The organism is Bacillus sp. FSL L8-0152 (genome assembly GCF_038006365.1).
Lineage (GTDB): Bacteria > Bacillota > Bacilli > Bacillales > Bacillaceae_G > Bacillus_A > Bacillus_A cereus.
The window spans coordinates 318,329-342,129 of record NZ_JBBOVB010000001.1; the positions used below are offsets into that span (position 1 = coordinate 318,329).

Below are 23,801 nucleotides of genomic sequence, written 5' to 3' on the forward strand. Positions count from 1 at the left end.
GACCTGCTCGGTGCTCTTGATCCTCCTTTTTAAACCTTTATTGAGATGGATGTTTAAAAAGTCTGGTTAAGATAACCTTTTATTGATATGAAAAAGCAAACTAGGAGCATAGCTTCTAGTTTGTACTTATTTAATTATTGGGGGATGAAATATGAATGTTTTACTAATTGGCCGCGGTGGGCGTGAGCATGCTTTAGCTTGGAAGTTTGCACAATCTGCAAAAGTGAAAAAGGTATATGTAGCACCAGGTAATGAAGGTATGCGAGATGTTGCAATACCAGTTGATATTGATGAAAATGATTTTGATGCATTAGTTTTATTTGCCAAAGAGAATAATATTGAGTTAACTTTCGTTGGACCAGAAATTCCACTTATGAATGGAATTGTTGATCGTTTTAAAGAAGAGGGACTTCGCGTATTTGGTCCGAATAAAGCGGCTGCTGTTATTGAAGGTAGTAAAGCTTTTACAAAAGAGCTTATGAAAAAGTATGATATTCCAACTGCGGCGTACGAAACTTTTACCGATTATGAAGAAGCAGTACAGTACATTCAAAAAGTTGGTGCACCAATCGTTATTAAAGCTGACGGATTAGCTGCTGGTAAAGGGGTAACGGTAGCAATGACGCTTGAAGAGGCATTACAGGCTGTGAAAGAAATGCTACAAGATGTGAAGTTCGGCGCGGCAAGTAAGAAGGTTGTTATTGAAGAGTTTTTAGATGGACAAGAATTTTCATTAATGGCATTTGTAAATGGAACAACTGTACATCCGATGGTAATCGCTCAGGACCATAAACGAGCTTTTGATGCTGATAAAGGCCCAAATACAGGCGGAATGGGTGCATATTCTCCAGTACCACAAATTCCAGAATCAGCAGTCCAAGAAGCGATTCAAACCGTATTACATCCAACTGCTCAAGCAATGCTCCAAGAAAATCGATCGTTTACAGGGATTTTATATGCAGGGCTTATTTTAACAAATGATGGTCCAAAGGTAATTGAATTTAATGCACGCTTTGGTGATCCTGAAACAGAAGTTGTATTACCTCGCTTAGAAAATGATTTAGTTGATGTATGTAACGCTGTATTAGATGAAAGTGAGTTAGTGTTAGAGTGGTCAGAGGAAGCAGTAATTGGTGTTGTACTTGCTTCAAAAGGATATCCAGAAGCGTATAAAAAAGGTGAAATTATTACAGGATTAGATCGTTTAGAAGATGCTATTGTCTTTCATTCAGGTACAGCGATGAAGCATGGGGATTTTGTAACAAATGGTGGCCGTGTACTATTTATTGCTTATAAAGCGAAAGACTTACAAGAAGCGAAAGATAGAGTGTATAAAGAAATCGCAAAGATTGAGAGCGATGGCTTATTTTATCGTAGTGATATAGGATATCGTGCGATTGGGCATGAGATTACGCGAAGCTAACATATGTTAGCTTCTTTTTTTATAGGAAATAGAGTATAGTACGTTGAATCTTTTCAAGAGATTATAAACTATTTGTATCTATATACACTTTTTCTCTACCTGCTTACATCTTATTTCTCCAATTAATAATAGCAGTATTGAGATGATTAACGTAAGAGCAGCGACAAGGAGTGGGAGGGAAAAACTTTGCATTTGCTCCGCAATAATACCTGTAAAGATTGGACCGATAATTTGGCCAATCCCATAAACACCTGTCGTATAACCAATGATTTTATTACTTTCATTCGGTCTTATTCGTTTTGCTTCTGTAGTTGTTAAAATTGTAATTCCGACGAATGTAGCACCTAGAAGGAATGCACTTAGAAATGCCCCAAAAAGGTTTGGAATAAGGAGTGGAGAAAGTACACTTATAATTTGTAACATATAGGCGGATGTAAGAGCTCGTGTTGGTCCGTACTTCCGAGCAACAGTGGACCAAAGGTAACTAGATGGGATGACAGCAATACCGACAATAATCCAGCTACAAGATGCATAGAAGGGTGATAGTGTAATTCTTTCTACAATGGTGACAAGGAAGGTCCCTGTAATGATATAGCCAAATCCTTCGAATCCGTAAGCTAAAATAAGCCAAAATAAATAGCTTTTTCTATGAGATGTAGCTTGTATAGTACTTTTTGGTTGCTGTATAGTATGTCTACTGTCCTCTCTTAACCATTTCCATACAAGGATAGCTAAACTAAAACTAATAATTCCTAACCCAATCCATGCACCTTGCCAATTCCAAATTGAGTTGAATAAAGGTGCGAAACTTCCAGAGAAAATAATGCCAATTCCAACACCGCTATAAATCATGCCACCTAGCATGACTTTATTACTTTGAAATAAATAATCTAAAACAATACTAGAGGCAAGAACAAATACAATTGCACTTGTGAAACCACCGATAAAGCGAAGGGGAAACCATAAAAAGATATAAGAGGTTAAGCCCATACAAAGAGTTGAAAGAACATTGAAGAATAAACAGTGGTGTAATATTTTTTCACGATTTTTTATCGTAATGAATCCAATAAAGAATGCCCCAAGTAAATAACCAAGATAATTACTGGACGCTAAATATCCAGCGAGGTCATCTTCTATATGGGCTTGCTTTTCCATAAAAGAAATAATCGGTGTGTAGGCGAACCGACTAATACCCATGACAGCTATTAAAGAACATATCCCAGCTATAATCATTTTCCATGTTTTTGTTTCTTTCATATAATCTCCCTTCTTGAAATATCTTCTAATATATATGATAGAGGAATATATATGGGGCGTAAAATACTGATTTTTTATATGTAATATCAAAATTAATGATATGAACGAAGGGATATGAACGAATGAACTTACAAGATTTTGTAGCTTTTTATATGGTCGCGCAGGAGAAAAGTATTTCAAGAGCAGCTATTCGGTTGAATTTTGTTCAATCAAACATAACAGCAAAAATAAAACGGCTAGAAGCTGAATATGAAACACAATTATTTTATAGGCATCGAGATGGAGTTACATTAACACCAGCCGGAGAAAAGTTGTTAACATACGCTGAAAAAATGATTCAATTATTAAATGAATCAAAAAGGCAAGTGAAACATACAGCGGAGCCTGGAGGAGTATTGAAAATTGGAGCGATGGAAACAGCAGCAGCTGTTAGAATGCCCACGATTTTAGCTAATTATCATATGCGCTATCCAGAAGTGGAAATTATGTTGCAAACGCACAATACGGAAGAATTAACGAAGAAGGTACTCTTATATGAAATAGAGGGGGCATTTGTAGCTGATTGTATAGCTGATCCAGCTTTAGAAAAGATAGAAGTATTCCAAGAGGAAATGATGTTACTTTCAAAGCGGAATGTTTTGTGGGATAACGGATATTCGGAATCGCAGTCTTTTATCGTTTTTCAATCAGGTTGTTTTTATAGAAAAGTTTTAGAAGAATGGTTACTATCTGAAGGGATTGTTCCAAAAAAAATAATGGAATTAAATTCTTTAGACGGTATTATTGGGTGCGTAAAAGCTGGACTTGGGGTGTCTATGTTACCACGTGAAGTAGCAGAGCAATTTGATAGCCATAAAGAACTTATTCATACACCGTTAGTACATGAAAACAGGTTTATTCCGACTTATTTTATTTATCGGAAAGATAGTGTGAGAACAGCAGCGTTAAGCAAGTTTATTGATGACTTGCTTTGTATAAAAACAGCCCGCTGAAAATTCAGTGGGCTGTTTGTTCATGCATCTTTATCTTTCTTCAATTTTCCTTTTTGCTTTGCCATTTCTCGAAGTAAATACTCGATGTGTGCATTGACGCTACGAAACTCATCATTTGCCCATTTTTCGATGACTGCGTGTAATTCAGGATCAATACGTAATGGAAAGCTTTTCTTTTTAGCCATAATTACTTATAGCCCTTAGTATAGGCTTCCTGTATTAATAACTGGTTGCGCACCTTTATCTGAAACGATGGCAACTAATAGGTTGTTTACCATATTCGCTTTACGCTCGTCATCTAATTCAAGTACGCCTTCCTCATCTAACATATGGATTGAATCCTTCGCCATCTTCACAGCACCTTCAACAATCTCTTTTCTAGCAGCTAATACCGCTTTTGCTTGTTGACGTTGTAGCATCGCATGGGCAATTTCTGTTGCATAAGCTAAATGTGTTAAACGAGTTTCTAATACTTCTACGCCTGCGATTTCAAGGCGCGCTTCTAACTCACGCTTTAATTCTTCAGAGATTTCTTCAGTATTCCCGCGTAACGTAATGCAAGTTTCATCTTGGAAATTGTCATAAGGATATTTTGTTGCGACGTGGCGGATTGCTGTTTCACTTTGAATTTCTACAAATCGATCGTAATGTTCAACACCGAACATTGCTTTTGCAGAATCAACTACTTTATATACAATAACAGCTGCAATTTCAATCGGATTTCCCTCAACATCGTTTACTTTTAATTTCTTACTATTAAAGTTTTCAACACGTAATGAGACAGTTTGACGGAATGCGAATGGAATTGTTAAAAATAAACCATTTTGACGAATTGTTCCTAAATAATTACCAAAGAACGTAATAACTTTCGCTTGATTCGGTTGAACAATACCGATACCTGTAGCGAGAATTGCCGCTAATATAATAGTTAGTGCTGCTCCTACAAAAATTTCTTGTGCAAGGAAAAATACACCGATAGCAGCTAAAATCAAAATTCCAATAATACCGAGAAAACCATTTACATAAAATACTTGTTTTTCTTTCATATGATCGCCTCCTGATATAAAAATGATATCACTTTTATATCATTTTAAGCAAGGGGTATGCACCTAATTTTCTGAAATTTATTGATTGATATCTTTTATGTACATTTTAAAGTTAGAAATAAGAATATACGTTCTGTTTTATGGTAAAATAAAGAAGACTTAACCGCCCACTGCAGCAGCTAAGTCCCTTTGAGAGCATCTTGCATCGTGACAAATGATTCAAAGCGGTTTTGCCAGGATTATTTCTTCAATCGCTGACTCAATCTCTTTGTCAGAAGCGTCATAACTTCCCTTTGACTTTGGCTTGTCATGAGCGGAAGTTTGATTCACTTCTTCTTTAGCATGTCCTTTTTCAGCAAAATTCATGCCAGGCATTTTAAATGCGCCCATATTCATGTATTTTCCAAATTTCCACGCTTCAACAATAGGGCAGAAGCGAACAATTCCCTCTGCAACTTTCATTGCACCAATCCATAGAAAAATGTTAGACCAAGTGCACCACGGCTTGCGTACAAGTTTAGTTGCACTACATCCGAAGAGGACAAGCCCAAGTGTAATTCGAATTAGAGCGTTTATTGTCCCGATGTTTTGCTTCATTAGAAAAACACTCCTTTTTATGAAAATTGAAATAGTAAATACTACTTCTCTTATTAGTATCCCGTGTGATTTTTGGGATATGTAATCCAACATTTGACGTTGAAAAAGATGTTGGAATCGGCGTGTGTGTCAGTAGCTTTTTTTGTTATAATGAAAGAATGCATTAAAAGAAGGTGAAATTAAATCCTTCTTTTTGAAAAATATTTGATAGCTATTTTAAAAAATCAAGATAAAAACTAACTGTTATTTTAAACAGAACTATAGATATAACTAGAGAAAAGGAAGGGTGTTTTCATGTACGATATTTCCGGATGGAAACATGTATTTAAGCTTGATCCAAATAAGGAGTTAAGCGATGAATATTTAGAAATGATTTGTGAGTCTGGAACGGATGCTGTTATTGTAGGCGGAAGTGATGGAGTTACAATTGATAACGTATTACACATGCTAGTTAGCATTCGTAGATATGCAGTTCCTTGTGTATTAGAGGTTTCTGATGTAGAAGCAATTACACCAGGATTTGATTTTTATTACATCCCAAGTGTTTTAAATAGCCGAAAAGTAGAATGGGTAACAGGTGTTCATCATGAGGCATTGAAAGAATTTGGGGATATTATGGACTGGGACGAAATTTTTATGGAAGGGTATTGTGTTTTAAATCCCGAAGCGAAAGTAGCTCAGCTTACAGATGCGAAATGTGATTTAACAGAAGATGACGTTATTGCATATGCGCGTTTAGCAGACAAGTTATTACATTTACCGATATTTTATTTAGAATATAGCGGTACGTATGGAGATGTTGAACTTGTTAAAAATGTAAAAGCAGAATTGAAACAAGCCAAGTTATATTATGGCGGTGGTATTTCTAATGCAGAACAGGCGAAAGAAATGGCGCAATATGCTGATACAGTAGTTGTTGGAAATATTATTTATGATGATATAAAATCGGCGTTAAAAACAGTTAAAGCAGTAAAAGGAGAGTAGGTGCAGGCGTATATGAGTATGACAGATAAGTTATTAAACGGTTTAAATCCACAGCAACAAAAAGCAGTACAAACAACGAATGGACCACTGCTACTAATGGCAGGTGCAGGTAGTGGTAAGACACGAGTGTTAACACACCGTATTGCGTATTTGCTTGGTGAAAAAGGTGTAGCACCATGGAATGTACTAGCTATTACCTTCACAAATAAAGCAGCTCGTGAAATGCGCGAGCGTATTGATAAACTTGTGGGACCAGAAGCAGAAGATATTTGGATTTCGACGTTCCACTCTATGTGTGTACGTATTTTACGACGCGATATCGATCGTATTGGTATTAATCGTAACTTTACAATCTTAGATTCAGGTGATCAGCTAACTGTAGTCAAAAAAATTATGAAAGAGCGCAATATTGATCCGAAGAAATTTGAGCCGCGCTCTATTTTAGCGGGTATTAGTAATGCAAAAAATGAATTGTTATCTGCGGATAAATATGCAAAAAAAATTACAATGGCTGATCCATATGAAAAATTAACGAGCGATGTATACACAGAGTATCAAAAACGTCTTTTGAAAAATAATTCATTAGACTTTGATGATTTAATTATGACGACGATTCAGCTATTCGAACGTGTTCCAGAAGTATTAGAGTTTTATCAGCGTAAGTTCCAATATATTCATGTTGATGAGTATCAAGATACGAACAAAGCGCAATATCTTCTTGTTAAACATTTGGCAGCACGTTTTAAAAATCTTTGCGTTGTAGGTGACTCTGACCAGTCTATTTATCGCTGGCGTGGTGCAGATATTTCTAACATTTTGTCATTTGAAAAAGACTATGAGAATGCACAGGTAATTTTGTTAGAACAAAACTATCGTTCGTCACAAAATATTTTAAATGCAGCGAATGCTGTTATTGAAAAAAATACGAATCGTAAACCGAAGAAATTATGGACAGACAATCAAGTTGGAAGTAAAATCTCGTATTATCGTGCCGCAACTGAAAAGGACGAAGCATATTTTGTTGCGAAAAAAATTCGTGACGATCTTCAAATGGGGAAACGAAAATACACTGATTTTGCAGTGCTATATCGTACGAATGCTCAGTCTCGTATGGTCGAGGAGATTTTCCTTAAATCTAACATTCCGTACAAAATTGTCGGGGGAACTAAGTTCTACGACCGTAAAGAGATTAAAGATATTTTGGCGTACTTACGTTTAATCGGTAATCCAGATGATGAAATTAGTTTTGCACGTATTATTAACATGCCAAAGCGTGGTATTGGTGCGACTTCTATCGATAAAATTATTAATTATGGTGTGCAAAACGGAATTTCATTAACTGCTGTATTTGATGAGATTGAGCATGTTGGAGTAAGTGCAAAAATTACAAAGGCAGTAAAAGAATTCGCAAGTTTATTACACAACTGGGTAAATATGCAAGAGTATTTATCTGTTACAGAATTAGTAGAAGAAGTTATTGAAAAAACAGGCTATCGCGATATGTTGAAAAATGAGCGTTCTTTAGAAGCGGAAGGTCGTTTAGAAAACTTAGACGAATTCTTATCTGTTACGCAAACATTTGAATCTCAAAGTGAAGATAAGAGCCTTGTTGCATTCTTAACAGATTTAGCACTTGTTGCTGATATTGATCGTGTAGATGAAGACCCAACTGCTGGTGAAGAAGTTATTTTAATGACGATGCACTCAGCAAAAGGATTAGAGTTCCCGGTTGTCTTTATTGTTGGTTTAGAGGAAGGGATATTTCCTCATACTCGTTCTCTTATGGAAGAGGATGAAATGCAAGAAGAACGTCGTCTTGCTTATGTAGGTATTACTCGTGCAGAAGAAGAGTTATATTTATCTAATGCGCAAATGCGTACTTTATTTGGTAGAACAAGTATGAATGCTGCGTCTCGCTTCATTACAGAAATCCCGGCAGAACTAGTGGAATCATTAAATGAAACAGCGCCGAAGCGTGAAAATTCGTTTGGTGCAAAAGGCAGAACAGCAAGTAGCAGTAAAATGACAACGACAACCACAACACGCTCTCGTTCAGCTTTCGCGCGTCCAGCAGCTAAGACGACAGGCGGTGAGCAAATTGGCTGGGCAGTAGGCGATAAAGCTTCCCATCAAAAATGGGGAATCGGTACAGTTGTAAGTGTAAAAGGTGAAGGTGATGCAAAAGAATTAGATATTGCGTTCCCAAGCCCAATTGGTGTTAAACGTTTGTTAGCAAAATTTGCACCTGTGACGAAACAATAGAAAGGAATGAGGATATGTCAAAAGAGATAGCAAAAAAACGTATAGAAGAACTGCGTGATTTGTTAAATACATTTAATTATCAATATCACGTATTAGACAATCCTTCTGTTTCTGATGCGGAATATGACCGTGATATGCAGGAGCTTATAAAATTAGAAGCAGAGAACCCAGAGTTTATGAGTGAAGATTCTCCCTCCGTTCGCGTTGGGGGAACTATTCTTGATATATTTGAAAAAGTAACACATAAGTCACCAATGTTAAGTTTAGGGAATGCATTTAACGAAGGGGATTTGCGTGATTTCGACAGAAGAGTATGTCAAGGAATTGATGGTGCGAATGTAAGATATATATGTGAATTAAAAATTGACGGGCTTGCCGTTTCGCTTCATTATGAAAAAGGACGCTTCATTCAAGGGGCGACACGTGGTGATGGTGTAACGGGTGAAGATATTACTCAAAATTTAAAAACGATTAAAGCTATCCCGCTTCTTTTAAATGAAGAAGTAACGTTAGAAGCACGAGGCGAAGCTTATATGCCGAAGCGTTCATTCGTTAAACTAAATGAAGAAAAAGAGCAAAATGGAGAAGACGTATTTGCGAATCCGCGTAATGCAGCAGCAGGTTCAATACGTCAACTTGATCCGAAAATTGCAGCGAAGCGTAACTTATCTATGTTTGTGTACGGTCTTGCGAATGTAGAAGAAAAAACAATTCCATCGCACAGTGAATCGCTTGATTTCTTAGGTGAACTCGGATTTAAGACAAATCCAAATCGCCGTACATGTGAAACAATCGAAGAGGTTATAGCTTATGTAGAAGAATGGCAAGAAAAACGTCCGCATCTTGATTATGAGATTGATGGAATCGTTATAAAAGTAGATGATGTTGCTCTTCAAGAAAGTCTAGGAACTACAGCGAAGAGTCCAAGATGGGCGATTGCTTATAAATTCCCAGCTGAAGAAGTTGTAACGAGACTAACAGGCATTGAATTAAGTGTTGGCCGAACAGGGGTTGTAACGCCGACTGCAGAGCTAGAGCCAGTGAGAGTTGCTGGTACGATTGTTCGCCGTGCTTCTTTACATAACGAAGATTTGATTCGTGAAAAAGATATTCGAATTGGTGACTACGTTGTTGTGAAGAAGGCTGGAGATATTATTCCTGAAGTTGTGAACGTTATTTTTGATAAGCGTACTGGTGAAGAAGAAGAATACCGTATGCCAACGCATTGCCCAGCATGTGAGAGTGAACTTGTTCGTTTAGAAGAAGAAGTAGCACTTCGATGTATAAATCCGACTTGTCCGGCTCAAATTCGAGAGGGATTAATCCATTTCGTTTCAAGAAATGCGATGAATATTGATGGACTTGGAGAACGTGTCATTACACAACTCTTTGATGCAGATTATATTCGTACATTTGCTGATTTATATGCATTGACGAAAGAGCAATTATTACAGTTAGAACGTTTTGGTGAAAAATCAGCAACAAACTTAATACAAGCAATTGAAAATTCTAAAGAAAACTCGTTAGAGCGATTATTATTTGGTCTTGGAATTCGCCACGTTGGAGCGAAAGCAGCACGTACATTTGCAGAGCACTTTGAAACGATGGATGAGCTTGTAAAAGCAACAGAAGAAGAACTAAAAGCAATTAATGAAATTGGCGAAAAAATGGCTCAATCTGTTGTGACATATTTTGATAATGAAGATGTATTAGAATTATTACAGCAGTTTAAAGAGTATGGCGTGAATATGACATACAAAGGTATAAAAATTGCAGATTTACAAAATGTTGAATCTTACTTCGCAGGAAAAACGGTTGTTTTAACAGGTAAGCTAGAAGTTATGGGACGAAGTGAAGCGAAGAAGAAGATTGAGGCATTAGGTGGAAAAGTAACAGGAAGTGTTAGTAAGAGTACGGATTTGGTTGTTGCAGGTGAAGCAGCTGGTTCGAAATTAGCACAAGCGGAGAAACATAATGTTGAGGTTTGGAATGAAGAGAGGTTCTTACAAGAGCTAAATAAGTAAGAGGTGCAAACTTACCATGAAAAAAATAGCATTAGCGATATTAAGCCTGGGCCTACTTGTAAGTGGGTGTAGTGCAGGTGCCGACAAAGATGAAAAAGTGGCTGAGAAATCGGGGAAAGCAAAAGAACAATCAGTTGTTCCAAAATACGCTATTTCGGATGAATATTATAAGACGACTATTCCATTTGATGGTGGAAATGCACGTGGTTTAGTGGTGCAAGGGCTAAATAGTCGTCTTGATATAGATGAATTTGAAACAGGATTAATGCGAATTGCAAAAGAATCATTTAATACGAAAGATAATTTTTTAAAAGGCGGAAGTGCTCTAGATACTCAAGTGATACAGATGCTTGTTAAAAGAAAACGTACAGATGCTGAACAAAAGGAACTAGAGGACAAATTAAAAAAAGATGCAGTTAAATTTCCTAATATAGGATTAAACCCTGCGTTAGGAACGGGATCCGAATCACTAGAAGTGAAAAATAAAAAAAATCCAATATATATTTCAAATATTTTAGAGCATGATTATTATGTGAAAAAAGGCGATAACAGCGAGGAACGTGTTGGTATGGTAGTTGGATTAGCAATGAATTCTGTTCAATATTTTAACGAAGAGCATGGTTATCCACGTGAAGCTGCAATCCCGGATGAAAAGATGTTAGCTGAAGGGAAAAAAATGGCGCAAGAAATTTTGAAAGTCATACATCAAAAACAACCTGATACAAAAAATATTCCGATAACATTTGCGATTTATCGCCAATCTCCAAAGTCTTCGCTCGTACCAGGTAACTTTGTTTCTTATGCAAATGTAGAAAAAGGTAGTGAAACGGTTGAAGATTGGAAACAAATTAATGAGAAATACTACTTGTTCCCATCAGAGCAAGCGAAAACAGATAATAAACGTGAAGATCTTGCAAGAGTATCCAACTTTAAGGCAAAACTAAGCGATTATTTCCAAGGCGACTATACAGCTGTTATTGGTACTGGTATGTATAGAGATGATGAATTAAGAGAAATGAAGCTTGATATTCCTGTCCAGTTTAATGGAAAAGCTGAAATAATTGGTTTTACACAATATGTGGCAGGGCTTGTTATGGAATACTTCCCGAATTATATGAAAGTACAAGTAACGATTAAATCTGTAGAACGCCCAGAAGCTATTATTATACGTGAAGCAAAACAAGATGAACCACTTGTGAAAATTTTAGATTAAATATGAAGGCTGTTCCTCTATGGAACAGCTTTTTTTCTTATGTAATTTTGTTATAATTTAAAATGTTGTAAATAATAGGGGTAAGGGGTAAAGTTCATGGAAGAATTAAGTTTTCAAGTCATTATTTTATTAATTGCATTCGGTTTTTTAGCAGCTTTTATTGATTCCGTTGTTGGAGGAGGAGGGTTAATTTCGCTTCCTGCGCTTATGTTTGTTGGCTTATCGCCAGCTTCGGCAATTGCAACGAATAAATTAGCAGCAACAATGGGGACGTTTACGAGTGCGATGTATTTCATTCGATCAGGAAAAGTTGATTTTAAAATTGTAGGAAAGTTAATCCCGTTAACTATTGTCGGAGCTGTTGCAGGTGCTTTAGTAGTAAAATTTATTCCATCGGATATTTTACGCCCATTAGTACTTGTAATGTTGGTATTTATTGCTATTTATATTATTGCAAAAAAGAATTGGGGAAGTGTGTCTACCTATAAGAAGATGACGCAAAGAAAAACATTAATATTTTTCTTTGTTATTTTAATGATAGGATTTTATGATGGATTTTTTGGACCAGGGACAGGGTCATTTTTAATTTTTGCATTTTTATTAATTGGTTTGGATTTTATTCAAGCGGCAGCATCTGGAAAACTTTTGAACTTTGTTAGTAATATTGTATCTTTAATTACTTTTTTATTTTTAGATATAATTCATTTTGAATACGGTATTATCATGGGATTATCAATGATCTTAGGTGCTTATTTGGGATCGAAGTTTGCGGTTCAAAAAGGCGTTGGATATGTAAGGACTTTATTTTTATTAGTTACTATATTATTGATCGGGAAAAATGTTTTGGAATATACTCATATTTTGTAGATTCATACGCATGTATGAATCTCTTTTTTTTTATTATATTTTAAAAATTTATTAATTTTTAAAATATAAGTCTAGGAATATTTGAATAAATCTAAATTATCGTGTAGAATAATGTTGTAAAATGTAAACGTTTTTCTAAGGGGAGGCTAAAAAAAATGGTAGTAGCATACAAACATGAGCCATTTACAGATTTTTCAGTGGAGGCTAACAAATTAGCGTTTGAAGAAGGTTTAAAGAAAGTAGAATCTTATCTTGGACAAGACTATCCATTAATTATTGGGGGAGAAAAAATTACTACAGAAGACAAAATTGTTTCTGTAAACCCTGCAAATAAAGAGGAACTTGTTGGTCGTGTTTCAAAAGCAAGCCGTGAGTTAGCTGAAAAAGCAATGCAAGTAGCGGATGAAACATTCCAAACTTGGAGAAAATCAAAGCCAGAAATGCGTGCAGACATTTTATTCCGTGCTGCAGCAATCGTTCGTCGCAGAAAACATGAATTCTCTGCTATTCTTGTAAAAGAAGCAGGTAAGCCATGGAATGAGGCAGATGCTGATACAGCAGAAGCAATCGACTTTATGGAATATTATGGTCGTCAAATGTTAAAATTAAAAGACGGTATTCCAGTAGAAAGCCGTCCAATTGAATATAATCGTTTCTCTTACATTCCATTAGGAGTAGGTGTTATCATTTCTCCTTGGAACTTCCCATTCGCAATTATGGCAGGTATGACAACAGCTGCTTTAGTTTCTGGTAACACAGTATTACTAAAACCAGCTAGTACAACTCCTGTAGTAGCAGCGAAATTTATGGAAGTATTAGAAGAAGCTGGCTTACCAGCTGGCGTAGTAAACTTCGTTCCAGGTAATGGTTCTGAAGTTGGTGACTACTTAGTAGATCATCCTCGTACACGTTTCGTAAGCTTCACGGGATCTCGTGATGTAGGTATCCGTATTTATGAGCGTGCAGCGAAAGTAAACCCAGGCCAAATTTGGTTAAAACGCGTTATCGCTGAAATGGGCGGTAAAGATACAATCGTTGTTGATAAAGAAGCAGATCTTGAATTAGCAGCTAAGTCTATCGTTGCATCAGCATTCGGATTCTCAGGACAAAAATGTTCTGCATGTTCTCGTGCAGTAATCCACGAAGATGTATACGATCACGTATTAAATCGTGCTGTTGAATTAACAAAAGAATTAACAGTTGCTAACCCAGCAGTATTAGGTACAAACATGGGTCCTGTTAATGACCAAGCTGCATTCGATAAAGTAATGAGCTATGTTGCAATTGGTAAAGAAGAAGGTAGAATCTTAGCAGGTGGCGAAGGAGACGATTCTAAAGGCTGGTTCATCCAACCAACAATCGTTGCTGATGTTGCAGAAGATGCTCGCTTAATGAAAGAAGAAATCTTTGGACCAGTAGTAGCATTCTGTAAAGCAAAAGACTTCGATCATGCACTTGCAATTGCAAACAATACGGAATACGGTTTAACAGGTGCTGTTATTACTAACAACCGTGACCATATTGAAAAAGCACGTGAAGACTTCCACGTTGGTAACTTATACTTCAACCGTGGATGTACTGGTGCAATCGTAGGTTACCAACCATTCGGTGGCTTTAACATGTCTGGTACAGACTCTAAAGCTGGTGGACCTGATTACTTAGCACTTCACATGCAAGCAAAAACTACTTCTGAAACTTTATAAGAAATAGTAGAGGAGCTCTTCACAAAGTGTGGAGAGCTCCTTTTAAAGTTGAAACCCCATATATTACCGTCGTTCGAAGAGAATGAGCTAAAACCTATTAATAGCGGGATAAACATGTAAACAGAAATAAAATAATGAGAAAAATTGACGTATTAGTCATATTTTTTAGTATTCATTTTGAGAATTTCCTGTATAATACAATTTGAAAGAAAATCTATGGTTCGACAAGGAACACTCCTTTCGGTTTTGCTCACTGAAAGGAGTGTTTTTTTATTGACATAGATCAAGAGTCTTGATTTCGGAATCTTCAATAATTAGATAGAAGAAAAACTCTCTATTTAAGTAGTTGATTTGGAAAATATTAAATATATAAGAAAAAAATTAAATTTATTTTTAGGATTTTGTATAGTATACTAAGTGATTTTATAATCGAATATCTAGATTTTAAGTTTTAATTATTGTTTTAATATTTATTATATTCTGGCATAATAGATTTGTACTTTTGGAAAAGACAAAAATGGTGAGGGGAAATGTTATGTGGGAAGGGATGATTGTTAGATGAATAAAAAGAATTATGTTGAATATGTTGACGTACTACGTGTATTTTCGATGTTTGCGGTAGTGTTTCTTCATACTGCTGCAGGAAGTTTACGGGGGAATATCGGTTCGGGTACTTGGCATATAACGAATGCACTGACAACTGTATTTAGTACGAGTGTACCTATCTTCTTTATGATTTCTGGTGCGATGTTAATGAGGAGTAGTAAAACGGAATCACTTAAAATAACTTATACAGAACGTTTGCCAAAATTAATTGTGCCATTTATTATATGGTCAACTATTGCTGTGTTATACTTTACGCCAAGGCCGATACAAATAACAAATGTTATTAAGAGTATTTTATACATGCCGAATCAAGCAGCGACAGTACATCTTTGGTTTATGTATGCCATTATTCCTTTGTATATTCTTTCTCCTCTTTTGAAGAAAATGGTAGATGCTTTAAGTAAAGAGCTTATAAAGTACATGTTAATTCTTTGGTTTATAGTAAGTTCGCTATTGCCAACAATTGCAGTACTAGTTCCAAATGAATTAAAACCAATATTTACGTTGTATCCTAATTTTGATATGAACTTTTTAGGCGGATATATAGGGTATTTCCTCATAGGTTATTATTTAATGACATATGAGAAGAAGGTATCCAAAAGGTTGTTACTATCCATAATCGTTATAGATACATTTTTAATTATATTGGGTACTTGGTATGCAACGGTTAAAATAGGGGAATACTCTGAGGATTTTAAGGCATACGTTAGAGTATTCGAAGTAATGCTTTCAGGTTCAATCTTCTTATTAGTAAAAGAGTATTTTAGAAATTACTCAATGAATCCGTTTATGTTTAAGTGGATACAAATTTTATCTGCTTTTTCATTTGGTGTGTATTTAATGCATAATTTAGTAGTTGTATATATTGGGAATAGATTGAATATTTGGCCAGCGCAATCAATTTGGATGTTATTAGTTGCTTTCATAATAATTACAGTTATAACAATGATAGCAATTATAATTTTTGCAAGTATAAAAATCACATGTTATCCATTAACAGGAATGAGTTTTAAGGAAGCTTCTCGTACATGTAATATTCAATTTTTATGGGGAAATTGGACTCAATCAAAAGATATTAAAAATGATAATGTATCAATGTAAATAATTAGTGAGGTTTTTATAAGTAGAATATGAATTCCTCAAAATAGGGCATGAATAGATGGTAAATATAATATAGTCGAAAAAAATCCTTTTGAATTTTCAAAAGGATTTTTTTCTTTGGACAAACTCTTTTTTGCTAAGTATTTCCGCATATATATTATTCAAACTTGCTAAAATTGTATTATGAATATAAACAGCTGGTATAGTAGCGTTCTTAAAAGAAAGGTCTTTTGTAGCACAAGCATCATGTATAACGGTACATTGAAAGCCAAAATCGAATGCAGCCCTTACTGTAGCATCAATACACATATGAGTCATCATCCCGCATACGACGACATGTTCAATGTCTAAACGCTGTAATTGCTCTAGAAGATTAGTTTCTCGGAAGCTATTTGGATAATGTTTGACTATAACGGTTTCTTCTCTAAGTGGACGTACGCTTTCGTGAATATGTACACCTTCTGTATTAGGTAGGAAAAAAGTAGCGTCATCTTTTATAGCTACGTGTTGGATATGAAAAATAGGTTCGCTGTTTGTTCTAAAGTGTTGTAATAACTGATTAGCATATTCGCTTGCTTCTACTGGATTACGCAATTCCATCTTTCCATTTGGAAAATAATCGTTTTGAATATCGACGAGTAAAAGAGCTGTTTTCATATATTTATCTGCCTCCGAGTTTCATATTCAAATAAATTTATTCAATTTGTAGAGAGGATTCTCCTGTTTAAAAATATGAGGAAGAAGAATTTTAAATAACCTTGAAAGTTACTATTTTCTCATGAATTTTCATCTGAAAATTTTAATAAAGGAATAATTAATATTTTTCTAAAAAATGTATTGACTCTTATTATTCTGAGTTCTATAATGAGAATTAATTAAATGACAATTAAATCGATACATTCTTATCCAGAGAGGTGGAGGGACTGGCCCTACGATACCTCAGCAACGGGTTTTTTAATACCGTGCTAACTCCAGCAAGCCATATAAAGGCTTGGAAGATGAGAAGATGTGAACGAGTACATATAAGTGCTCTCCTTCTTATCTTTATGGTTGATAAGAAGGAGAGCACTTTTTATTTTACCTCGAAAGCTCTACTTCAAGTTTTTACAGCATATAGGAGGGGAAAAAATGATTTCTTTTAACAATGTAAGTAAAGTGTATGAATCAGCTGGGCAATCTGTTCATGCGGTGGAGGATGTAACATTATCAGTTGAGAAAGGCGAAATTTTTGGCATTATCGGTTTTAGTGGCGCTGGAAAGAGTACATTATTACGCTTAGTAAATATGTTAGAGAGACCAACGTCAGGAACGATTGCAATAGATGATAAAGATATTACATCATTATCGACGAAAGAATTACGCAAACTAAGACAAAGAATCGGAATGATTTTTCAAAGCTTTAATTTATTTAATTCAAGAACAGTGTTTGGGAATATTGCTTATCCATTAAAGTTAGCGAAATTGCCAAAGAACGAGATAAAGGAACGAGTGAATGAACTGCTGAAGTTTGTAGGGTTAGAAGATAAAGCAAACTATTATCCAGAACAGCTATCAGGGGGACAAAAGCAACGTGTTGGTATTGCTAGAGCACTTGCGACATCGCCAGATATTCTTATATGTGATGAGGCAACATCAGCCTTAGATCCAGAAACGACGACAGAAATTCTAAACTTATTAAAGAAAGTAAATCGAGAATACAATTTAACAATTCTTCTTATTACACATGAAATGCATGTTGTGAAAGAAATTTGTCACCGTGTAGCTGTAATGGAGAAGGGAAAAGTTATTGAAGAAGGAAAACTGTTCGATGTTTTCACGCAACCAAAAACAAAGACGACTCAAAACTTTGTACGTTCTGTTATTAATGATCATTTACCAGAAAGTGTTCTAGCGAAAATTCAAAATGGTGGTCAAATTTATCGTCTAACATTTACTGGTGAGGAGACAGGGCAGCCGGTACTATCATATATCGCAAAAAACTATAACGTCGATGTAAATGTACTGTACGGAAATATTATTGAACTTCAAAATGTGCTATTTGGAAATCTGCTTGTAGAATTGCAAGGTGAGCAGAGGGAAATTCAAAAAGCATTACAACATCTAAGACTGCAAGTGCAGCTGAAGGAGGTAGAAGCTCATGCGAGTTGATTGGAGTATATTTTGGCCGCGCATACTAGATGCGACGGGGGATACCCTCTTAATGGTAATTGTAACCCTTATATTCGCTACAATTCTTGGTATACCGCTAGGTTTACTTTTATATGTAACGAGAAAAGGAAACTTTTTAGAAAATAAATGGGTCTTTTCTATTCTTAACATCATAATTAATACAATTCGTCCGGTACCATTCATTATCTTTTTAGTAGCGTTAAGTCCACTAACGAGAAGTGTTATCGGAACGACGATTGGAACAGCAGCAGCAATTTTCCCGATGACGTTAGTCGCATCAATTGGTATTGCTAGAATGGTTGAAACAAATCTTGTTTCCGTTCCGAAAGGAGTAATTGAGGCAGCACAAGCAATGGGCGCCTCGCCAATTAGAATCGTTTTTGAAATCCTTGTACCAGAAGCGTTAGCACCATTAATCTTAGGTGTCACATTTATGACAGTTGGTTTAATTGAATTTTCTGCAGTTGCTGGGCTTGTCGGTGGTGGCGGTCTTGGTGACTTGGCAATGACATATGGTTATCAACGTTTTGATACATCAGTTATGTCTGTAACGGTTGTTTTACTTATTATTCTCGTACAGATAGCTCAAAATTTAGGAAACTACTTTGCGAAAGTCTTGTTACGTAGATCATAAAAAGGAAGAGAGGAAAAGAAAATGAAGAAAATTTTAGCATTTGCATTATCAGCGATTGTAGGAGTCTCAGCATTAAGTGGCTGCTCAAGTGGAGACACGGGTGCAGGAGCGAAAGAAAAAGTAGTTCGCGTCGGTGTAACTGGAACGGATGGAGACGCTTGGGAAATTTTGAAGAAAAAAGCTGAAAAAGAAGGGATTAAGATTAAACTGGTGGAGTTCTCTGATTATACAACTCCAAATAAAGCTTTAGCTGATGGAGATATTGAATTAAACTCATTTCAGCATATTGCTTTCTTAGAGCAATTTAAAAAAGAGCATAAGTTAGATATTACAGCTGTTGGTACAACACAAATTGCGCCAATGGGTTTATACTCTGAAAAATATAAGAAGGCAAATGAAATTCCAGATGGTTCAGAAATTGCAATTCCAAACGATCCAACGAACCAAGCACGTGCATTAAAACTTCTTGATGCAGCTGGAGTATTAAAGCTTAAAAAAGATTTTGGCTTATTTGGAGATCCAAGCGGCATTGCTGAAAATCCGAAGAAGTTAAAAATCACGCCGGTTATCGCACAGCAAACACCTCGTGTGTTAAAAGATGTAGCGGCATCAGTTATTAATAACGGTGTTGCTGGTCAAGCTGGATTAGATCCAGCGAAGGATCCTATTTTCTTAGAAGATCCAAAGAATGAAAATGCGAAGCCTTATATTAATATTTTCGCAGCTCGTACGAAAGATAAAGATGATCCAACACTGAAAAAAGTAATTGAACTATACCATTCAAAAGAAGTAACAGATGCAATTAAGAAAGAAACAAATGATGGTTCAATTTCAGTTGATCTTTCACTTGAGGAGCTTGAAAAAATCGTAAAATAATGATTGAGTTTAATGGACTAACAGAAGGAACCCCTCCGCTGTTAGTTCGTTCAACATATAAACTTAACAAACGAACCCTAATTCTGTACCTTCCAATTTTGTATAACGTAGAATCCAATGTTTGTTAAGTAGAGTAATGGACCAGGAGTTTTCCTGGTCTTTTTTTATGAATGAAAGTAGCTAGCGAACAGTAAGGTAATCTGAAAAACCAATTGTTTAGATTGTTTTTTCAGATTAGGCAGAAAACTTTCTTTAAAATAGTATTCTTTTATGATAGATTTATAAATATAAAACTAGAATTTACATAAAAATCCATCATGGTAAATATACTTATCTATAATGGGTATACAGCTAACGAGGGGGAGAACGATGAGAAGACGTAATACGCAAGCGTTCACGTTTTTAGCATGGACTTCATTTGTTTGTGCGCTTTCAGGTATGCTAATTGGGATTTATACGTTAGATGAAACGCTTAGTGTAAAAGGATACTATTTAATTGGAACATTATTTTTAACGATGTCTTGTTTTGTATTACAAAAAACAATTCGTGATAATGAAGAAGATAACGAGAGATTTCCGAAAAATAAACCGTTAGATAAAGAGTAGATTGTAAAGAAAGGCATTTGCCTTTCTTTTTTTATGTAAAAATGGCGTAAGTACTCTGTGTTGACTTGCTTGAAGTACTGAAAATTTGGTATCATCAATAGTATTGTAGATTGAACGATATATTATGGAGGTGGCCTAGCCGTGTCAAGAATTTCCGTTGAGAATGTAAAGCACGTAGCACATTTAGCACGTCTTGCAATTACTGATCAAGAAGCAGAAAAATTTCAAAAACAACTAGATGCAATTGTTACATTTGCAGAACAGTTAAATGAATTAGATACAACAGATGTAAAACCAACAACTCATGTATTAACTATGAAAAATGTTATGCGTGAAGATGTACCAGAAAAAGGTTTACCAGTCGAAGAAGTATTAAAAAATGCACCGGATCACAAAGATAATCAAATCCGTGTTCCAGCAGTATTAGAATAGAGGAGGGGAATTTCGATGTCATTATTTGATCATTCAGTATCAGAGTTACATAAGAAGTTAAACAACAAAGAAATTTCCGTTACGGATTTAGTAGAAGAATCTTACAAACGTATTGCGGATGTTGAAGATAACGTAAAAGCTTTTCTTACATTAGATGAAGAAAATGCACGCGCAAAAGCGAAAGAATTAGATGCAAAAATCGGCGCTGAAGATAATGGTTTATTATTCGGTATGCCAATTGGTGTAAAAGATAACATTGTAACTAACGGTCTTCGTACAACTTGTGCGAGCAAAATGTTAGCAAACTTCGATCCAATTTATGATGCGACAGTTGTGCAAAAGCTAAAAGCTGCTGACACAATTACAATCGGTAAATTAAACATGGACGAGTTCGCAATGGGTTCTTCAAATGAAAACTCAGGATTCTACGCTACGAAAAACCCATGGAACTTAGATTACGTTCCAGGCGGATCTAGTGGTGGTTCTGCAGCAGCTGTAGCAGCAGGAGAAGTACTATTCTCTCTAGGTTCTGATACGGGTGGTTCTATCCGTCAGCCAGCTGCATATTGCGGTGTTGTAGGTTTAAAACCAACTTACGGACGCGTATCTCGTTACGGATTAGTAGCATTCGCATCTTCACTAGACCAAATCGGACCGATTACACGTACAGTAGAAGACAATGCATACTTATTACAAGCTATTTCAGGTATTGACCGCATGGATGCAACTTCTGCAAACGTTGAAGTTGGAAACTATTTAGCTGGTTTAACAGGCGATGTTAAAGGTTTACGCATTGCTGTACCGAAAGAATACTTAGGCGAAGGTGTTGGCGAAGAAGCTCGTGAGTCAGTACTAGCTGCTTTAAAAGTATTAGAAGGTATGGGCGCAACTTGGGAGGAAGTATCTCTTCCACACTCTAAATACGCTCTAGCAACGTATTACTTACTATCTTCTTCTGAAGCATCTGCTAACCTTTCACGCTTTGATGGCGTGCGTTACGGTGTTCGTTCTGATAATGTAAATAACTTATTAGACCTTTACAAAAACACACGTAGTGAAGGTTTCGGTGATGAAGTTAAACGTCGTATTATGCTTGGTACATTTGCTCTTAGCTCTGGTTACTATGATGCATATTACAAAAAAGCACAACAAGTACGTACATTAATTAAGAACGACTTTGAAAATGTATTTGCTAACTATGATGTTATTATTGGACCAACAACACCAACTCCGGCATTTAAAGTGGGAGAAAAAGTTGACGATCCAATGACAATGTATGCAAATGACATTTTAACAATCCCAGTAAACTTAGCGGGTGTTCCAGCGATTTCAGTTCCATGTGGATTCGGTGCTAACAACATGCCACTTGGTCTACAAATTATTGGTAAACACTTCGATGAAGCGACAATTTACCGCGTTGCACATGCGTTTGAGCAAGCAACAGACTATCATACAAAAAAAGCAAGTCTGTAAGGAGGCGAGCATAGATGAATTTAGAAACAATTATTGGTTTAGAGGTTCACGTTGAGTTAAAAACAAATTCGAAAATTTTCTCTGCGAGTCCAACAGAATTCGGAGCGGAGCCAAATACACAAACAAGTGTAATTGACTTAGGATACCCAGGGGTACTTCCTACTTTAAATAAAGAAGCAGTTAACTTTGCAATGAAAGCTGCAATGGCATTAAACTGTGAAATCGCAACGGAAACGAAGTTTGACCGTAAAAACTATTTCTATCCAGATAACCCGAAAGCTTACCAAATCTCTCAATTTGATAAGCCAATTGGTGAAAATGGTTGGATTGAAATCGAAGTAGACGGTAAAAAGAAACGTATCGGTATTACACGTCTTCATTTAGAAGAAGATGCTGGTAAATCAACGCATACAGCTGATGGTTCATTAGTAGACTACAACCGTCAAGGTATGCCTTTAATCGAGATCGTATCTGAGCCAGATATGCGTACGCCAGAAGAAGCATATGCATACTTAGAGAAGTTAAAATCAATCATTCAATACACTGGTGTATCTGATTGTAAGATGGAAGAAGGTTCCTTGCGTTGTGATGCGAACATTTCTCTTCGTCCAGTTGGACAAGAAAAGTTCGGTACAAAAGCGGAACTGAAAAACTTAAACTCATTCACTTACGTACAAAAAGGTCTTGAGCATGAGCAAGTGCGCCAAGAAAAAGAATTGTTATCTGGTGGCATCATCCAACAAGAAACACGTCGTTATGATGAAGCAACGAAGAAAACAATCTTAATGCGTGTGAAAGAAGGATCTGACGATTACCGTTACTTCCCGGAGCCAGACTTAGTTGAACTTTACATCGATGATGAGTGGAAAGAAGCAGTTCGAGCTTCTATTCCAGAACTTCCAGATGCACGTAAAGCTCGCTACGTTGCAGAACTAGGCTTACCAGCTTATGATGCACACGTGTTAACATTAACGAAAGAGATGTCTGATTTCTTTGAAGCAACTGTTGCAGACGGTGCTGATGCGAAATTAACATCGAACTGGTTAATGGGTGAAGTACTTGCATACTTAAACAAACAACAAAAAGAATTAAAAGACGTTGCATTAACGCCTGCTGGTTTATCTAAAATGGTTCAATTAATTGAAAAAGGTACAATTTCTTCTAAAATCGCGAAGAAAGTATTTAATGAATTAATTGAAAAAGGTGGAGACCCAGAAGAAATCGTTAAAGCGAAAGGTCTTGTTCAAATTTCTGACGAGGGTACACTTCGTAAAGTTGTAACAGAAATTCTTGATAATAATGAGCAATCTATCGAAGACTTTAAAAACGGTAAAGACCGTGCAATTGGCTTCTTAGTTGGTCAAATTATGAAAGCTACAAAAGGACAAGCAAATCCACCGCTTGTTAACAAAATCTTACTTGAAGAGATTAATAAGCGATAATAGTAGTGACTTTTAAAGATTAAGCAGAAAAACACCCGTACATGGGTGTTTTTCTAGGTTAATCAAACGTTTGTTTAAATGAGACAAAATCGTT

The 23,801-nt window shown here is 35.9% G+C and carries 21 protein-coding genes and 1 riboswitch; of the genes, 16 read left to right on the forward strand and 5 right to left on the reverse strand.

The window, feature by feature from the left end; translation table 11 throughout:
• The first annotated feature begins 151 nt into the window (after positions 1-151).
• Complete coding sequence (gene purD, locus MHH27_RS01735; RefSeq protein WP_001101737.1) at positions 152-1,423, forward strand: phosphoribosylamine--glycine ligase; 1,272 nt, start codon at positions 152-154, stop codon at positions 1,421-1,423.
• Between the two features lie 78 nt (positions 1,424-1,501).
• Here purD and MHH27_RS01740 read toward each other — a convergent pair whose 3' ends face one another.
• A complete protein-coding gene (locus tag MHH27_RS01740; protein ID WP_000665321.1) occupies positions 1,502-2,680 on the reverse strand; it encodes a YbfB/YjiJ family MFS transporter in 1,179 nt (392 codons plus the stop codon).
• A gap of 122 nt (positions 2,681-2,802) precedes the next feature.
• On the opposite strand from MHH27_RS01740, the gene MHH27_RS01745 reads away from it, so the two are divergent.
• A complete protein-coding gene (locus MHH27_RS01745) occupies positions 2,803-3,672 on the forward strand; it encodes a LysR family transcriptional regulator (protein WP_001053120.1) in 870 nt (289 codons plus the stop codon).
• 20 nt (positions 3,673-3,692) lie between these two features.
• Here the strand turns inward: MHH27_RS01745 and MHH27_RS01750 are convergent, their stop codons facing one another.
• The 3 genes from MHH27_RS01750 to MHH27_RS01760 form a co-directional block, all read right to left on the reverse strand.
• Positions 3,693-3,857, reverse strand: coding sequence for a toxin-antitoxin system HicB family antitoxin (locus tag MHH27_RS01750; RefSeq protein WP_001085171.1), 165 nt, complete (start codon positions 3,855-3,857; stop codon positions 3,693-3,695).
• Between the two features lie 15 nt (positions 3,858-3,872).
• Entirely contained in the window at positions 3,873-4,718 is an 846-nt protein-coding gene (locus tag MHH27_RS01755; protein ID WP_000660675.1) for an SPFH domain-containing protein, read from the reverse strand.
• A 219-nt stretch (positions 4,719-4,937) separates the two neighbouring features.
• The gene (locus MHH27_RS01760) at positions 4,938-5,315 is read right to left on the reverse strand and encodes a YgaP family membrane protein (protein ID WP_000812340.1); all 378 of its coding nucleotides are present in this window, start codon (positions 5,313-5,315) and stop codon (positions 4,938-4,940) included.
• A 294-nt stretch (positions 5,316-5,609) separates the two neighbouring features.
• Here MHH27_RS01760 and MHH27_RS01765 point away from each other — a divergent pair, with 294 nt between their 5' ends.
• The 7 genes from MHH27_RS01765 to MHH27_RS01795 all read left to right on the forward strand — a co-directional run bounded on the left by MHH27_RS01765 (position 5,610) and on the right by MHH27_RS01795 (position 16,075).
• Positions 5,610-6,299, forward strand: a complete 690-nt coding sequence (locus tag MHH27_RS01765) for a heptaprenylglyceryl phosphate synthase (protein ID WP_000272109.1) — start codon at positions 5,610-5,612, stop codon at positions 6,297-6,299.
• Positions 6,300-6,311: 12 nt separating this feature from the next.
• Positions 6,312-8,561, forward strand: coding sequence for a DNA helicase PcrA (pcrA, locus tag MHH27_RS01770; RefSeq protein WP_002094226.1), 2,250 nt, complete (start codon positions 6,312-6,314; stop codon positions 8,559-8,561).
• 14 nt (positions 8,562-8,575) lie between these two features.
• The gene (ligA, locus tag MHH27_RS01775) at positions 8,576-10,585 is read left to right on the forward strand and encodes an NAD-dependent DNA ligase LigA (RefSeq protein WP_000031418.1); all 2,010 of its coding nucleotides are present in this window, start codon (positions 8,576-8,578) and stop codon (positions 10,583-10,585) included.
• A 16-nt stretch (positions 10,586-10,601) separates the two neighbouring features.
• Complete coding sequence (locus MHH27_RS01780; protein WP_000717011.1) at positions 10,602-11,798, forward strand: CamS family sex pheromone protein; 1,197 nt, start codon at positions 10,602-10,604, stop codon at positions 11,796-11,798.
• 96 nt (positions 11,799-11,894) lie between these two features.
• Positions 11,895-12,665: a TSUP family transporter gene (locus MHH27_RS01785; RefSeq protein ID WP_000391979.1), complete on the forward strand. Its 771-nt coding sequence runs from the start codon at positions 11,895-11,897 to the stop codon at positions 12,663-12,665.
• 155 nt (positions 12,666-12,820) lie between these two features.
• Positions 12,821-14,368, forward strand: a complete 1,548-nt coding sequence (gene pruA / locus MHH27_RS01790) for an L-glutamate gamma-semialdehyde dehydrogenase (protein WP_000259555.1) — start codon at positions 12,821-12,823, stop codon at positions 14,366-14,368.
• 558 nt (positions 14,369-14,926) lie between these two features.
• Complete coding sequence (locus MHH27_RS01795) at positions 14,927-16,075, forward strand: acyltransferase (RefSeq protein ID WP_001035908.1); 1,149 nt, start codon at positions 14,927-14,929, stop codon at positions 16,073-16,075.
• A 99-nt stretch (positions 16,076-16,174) separates the two neighbouring features.
• Here the strand turns inward: MHH27_RS01795 and MHH27_RS01800 are convergent, their stop codons facing one another.
• Positions 16,175-16,732 (reverse strand): cysteine hydrolase family protein, encoded by a 558-nt coding sequence (locus MHH27_RS01800; RefSeq protein ID WP_000844908.1) that lies wholly within the window; start codon positions 16,730-16,732, stop codon positions 16,175-16,177.
• A 242-nt stretch (positions 16,733-16,974) separates the two neighbouring features.
• A riboswitch (SAM riboswitch) is annotated at positions 16,975-17,080 on the forward strand.
• A gap of 123 nt (positions 17,081-17,203) precedes the next feature.
• Here MHH27_RS01800 and MHH27_RS01805 point away from each other — a divergent pair.
• The 7 genes from MHH27_RS01805 to gatB all read left to right on the forward strand — a co-directional run bounded on the left by MHH27_RS01805 (position 17,204) and on the right by gatB (position 23,707).
• On the forward strand, positions 17,204-18,223 hold the full coding sequence (locus MHH27_RS01805; RefSeq protein WP_000622973.1) for a methionine ABC transporter ATP-binding protein: 1,020 nt from the start codon (positions 17,204-17,206) through the stop codon (positions 18,221-18,223).
• On the forward strand, positions 18,213-18,878 hold the full coding sequence (locus tag MHH27_RS01810; RefSeq protein ID WP_340941440.1) for a methionine ABC transporter permease: 666 nt from the start codon (positions 18,213-18,215) through the stop codon (positions 18,876-18,878). Before MHH27_RS01805 ends, MHH27_RS01810 begins: the two co-directional genes overlap by 11 nt.
• 21 nt (positions 18,879-18,899) lie before the next feature.
• A complete protein-coding gene (locus MHH27_RS01815; protein WP_016083725.1) occupies positions 18,900-19,754 on the forward strand; it encodes a MetQ/NlpA family ABC transporter substrate-binding protein in 855 nt (284 codons plus the stop codon).
• A 369-nt stretch (positions 19,755-20,123) separates the two neighbouring features.
• Positions 20,124-20,360 (forward strand): YiaA/YiaB family inner membrane protein, encoded by a 237-nt coding sequence (locus MHH27_RS01820; RefSeq protein WP_001254393.1) that lies wholly within the window; start codon positions 20,124-20,126, stop codon positions 20,358-20,360.
• Positions 20,361-20,501: 141 nt separating this feature from the next.
• Complete coding sequence (gatC, locus tag MHH27_RS01825) at positions 20,502-20,792, forward strand: Asp-tRNA(Asn)/Glu-tRNA(Gln) amidotransferase subunit GatC (RefSeq protein ID WP_000086999.1); 291 nt, start codon at positions 20,502-20,504, stop codon at positions 20,790-20,792.
• A gap of 15 nt (positions 20,793-20,807) precedes the next feature.
• Positions 20,808-22,265: an Asp-tRNA(Asn)/Glu-tRNA(Gln) amidotransferase subunit GatA gene (gene gatA, locus MHH27_RS01830; protein ID WP_000051441.1), complete on the forward strand. Its 1,458-nt coding sequence runs from the start codon at positions 20,808-20,810 to the stop codon at positions 22,263-22,265.
• 14 nt (positions 22,266-22,279) lie between these two features.
• Positions 22,280-23,707, forward strand: coding sequence for an Asp-tRNA(Asn)/Glu-tRNA(Gln) amidotransferase subunit GatB (gene gatB / locus MHH27_RS01835; protein WP_001047685.1), 1,428 nt, complete (start codon positions 22,280-22,282; stop codon positions 23,705-23,707).
• Positions 23,708-23,801: the final 94 nt, after the last annotated feature.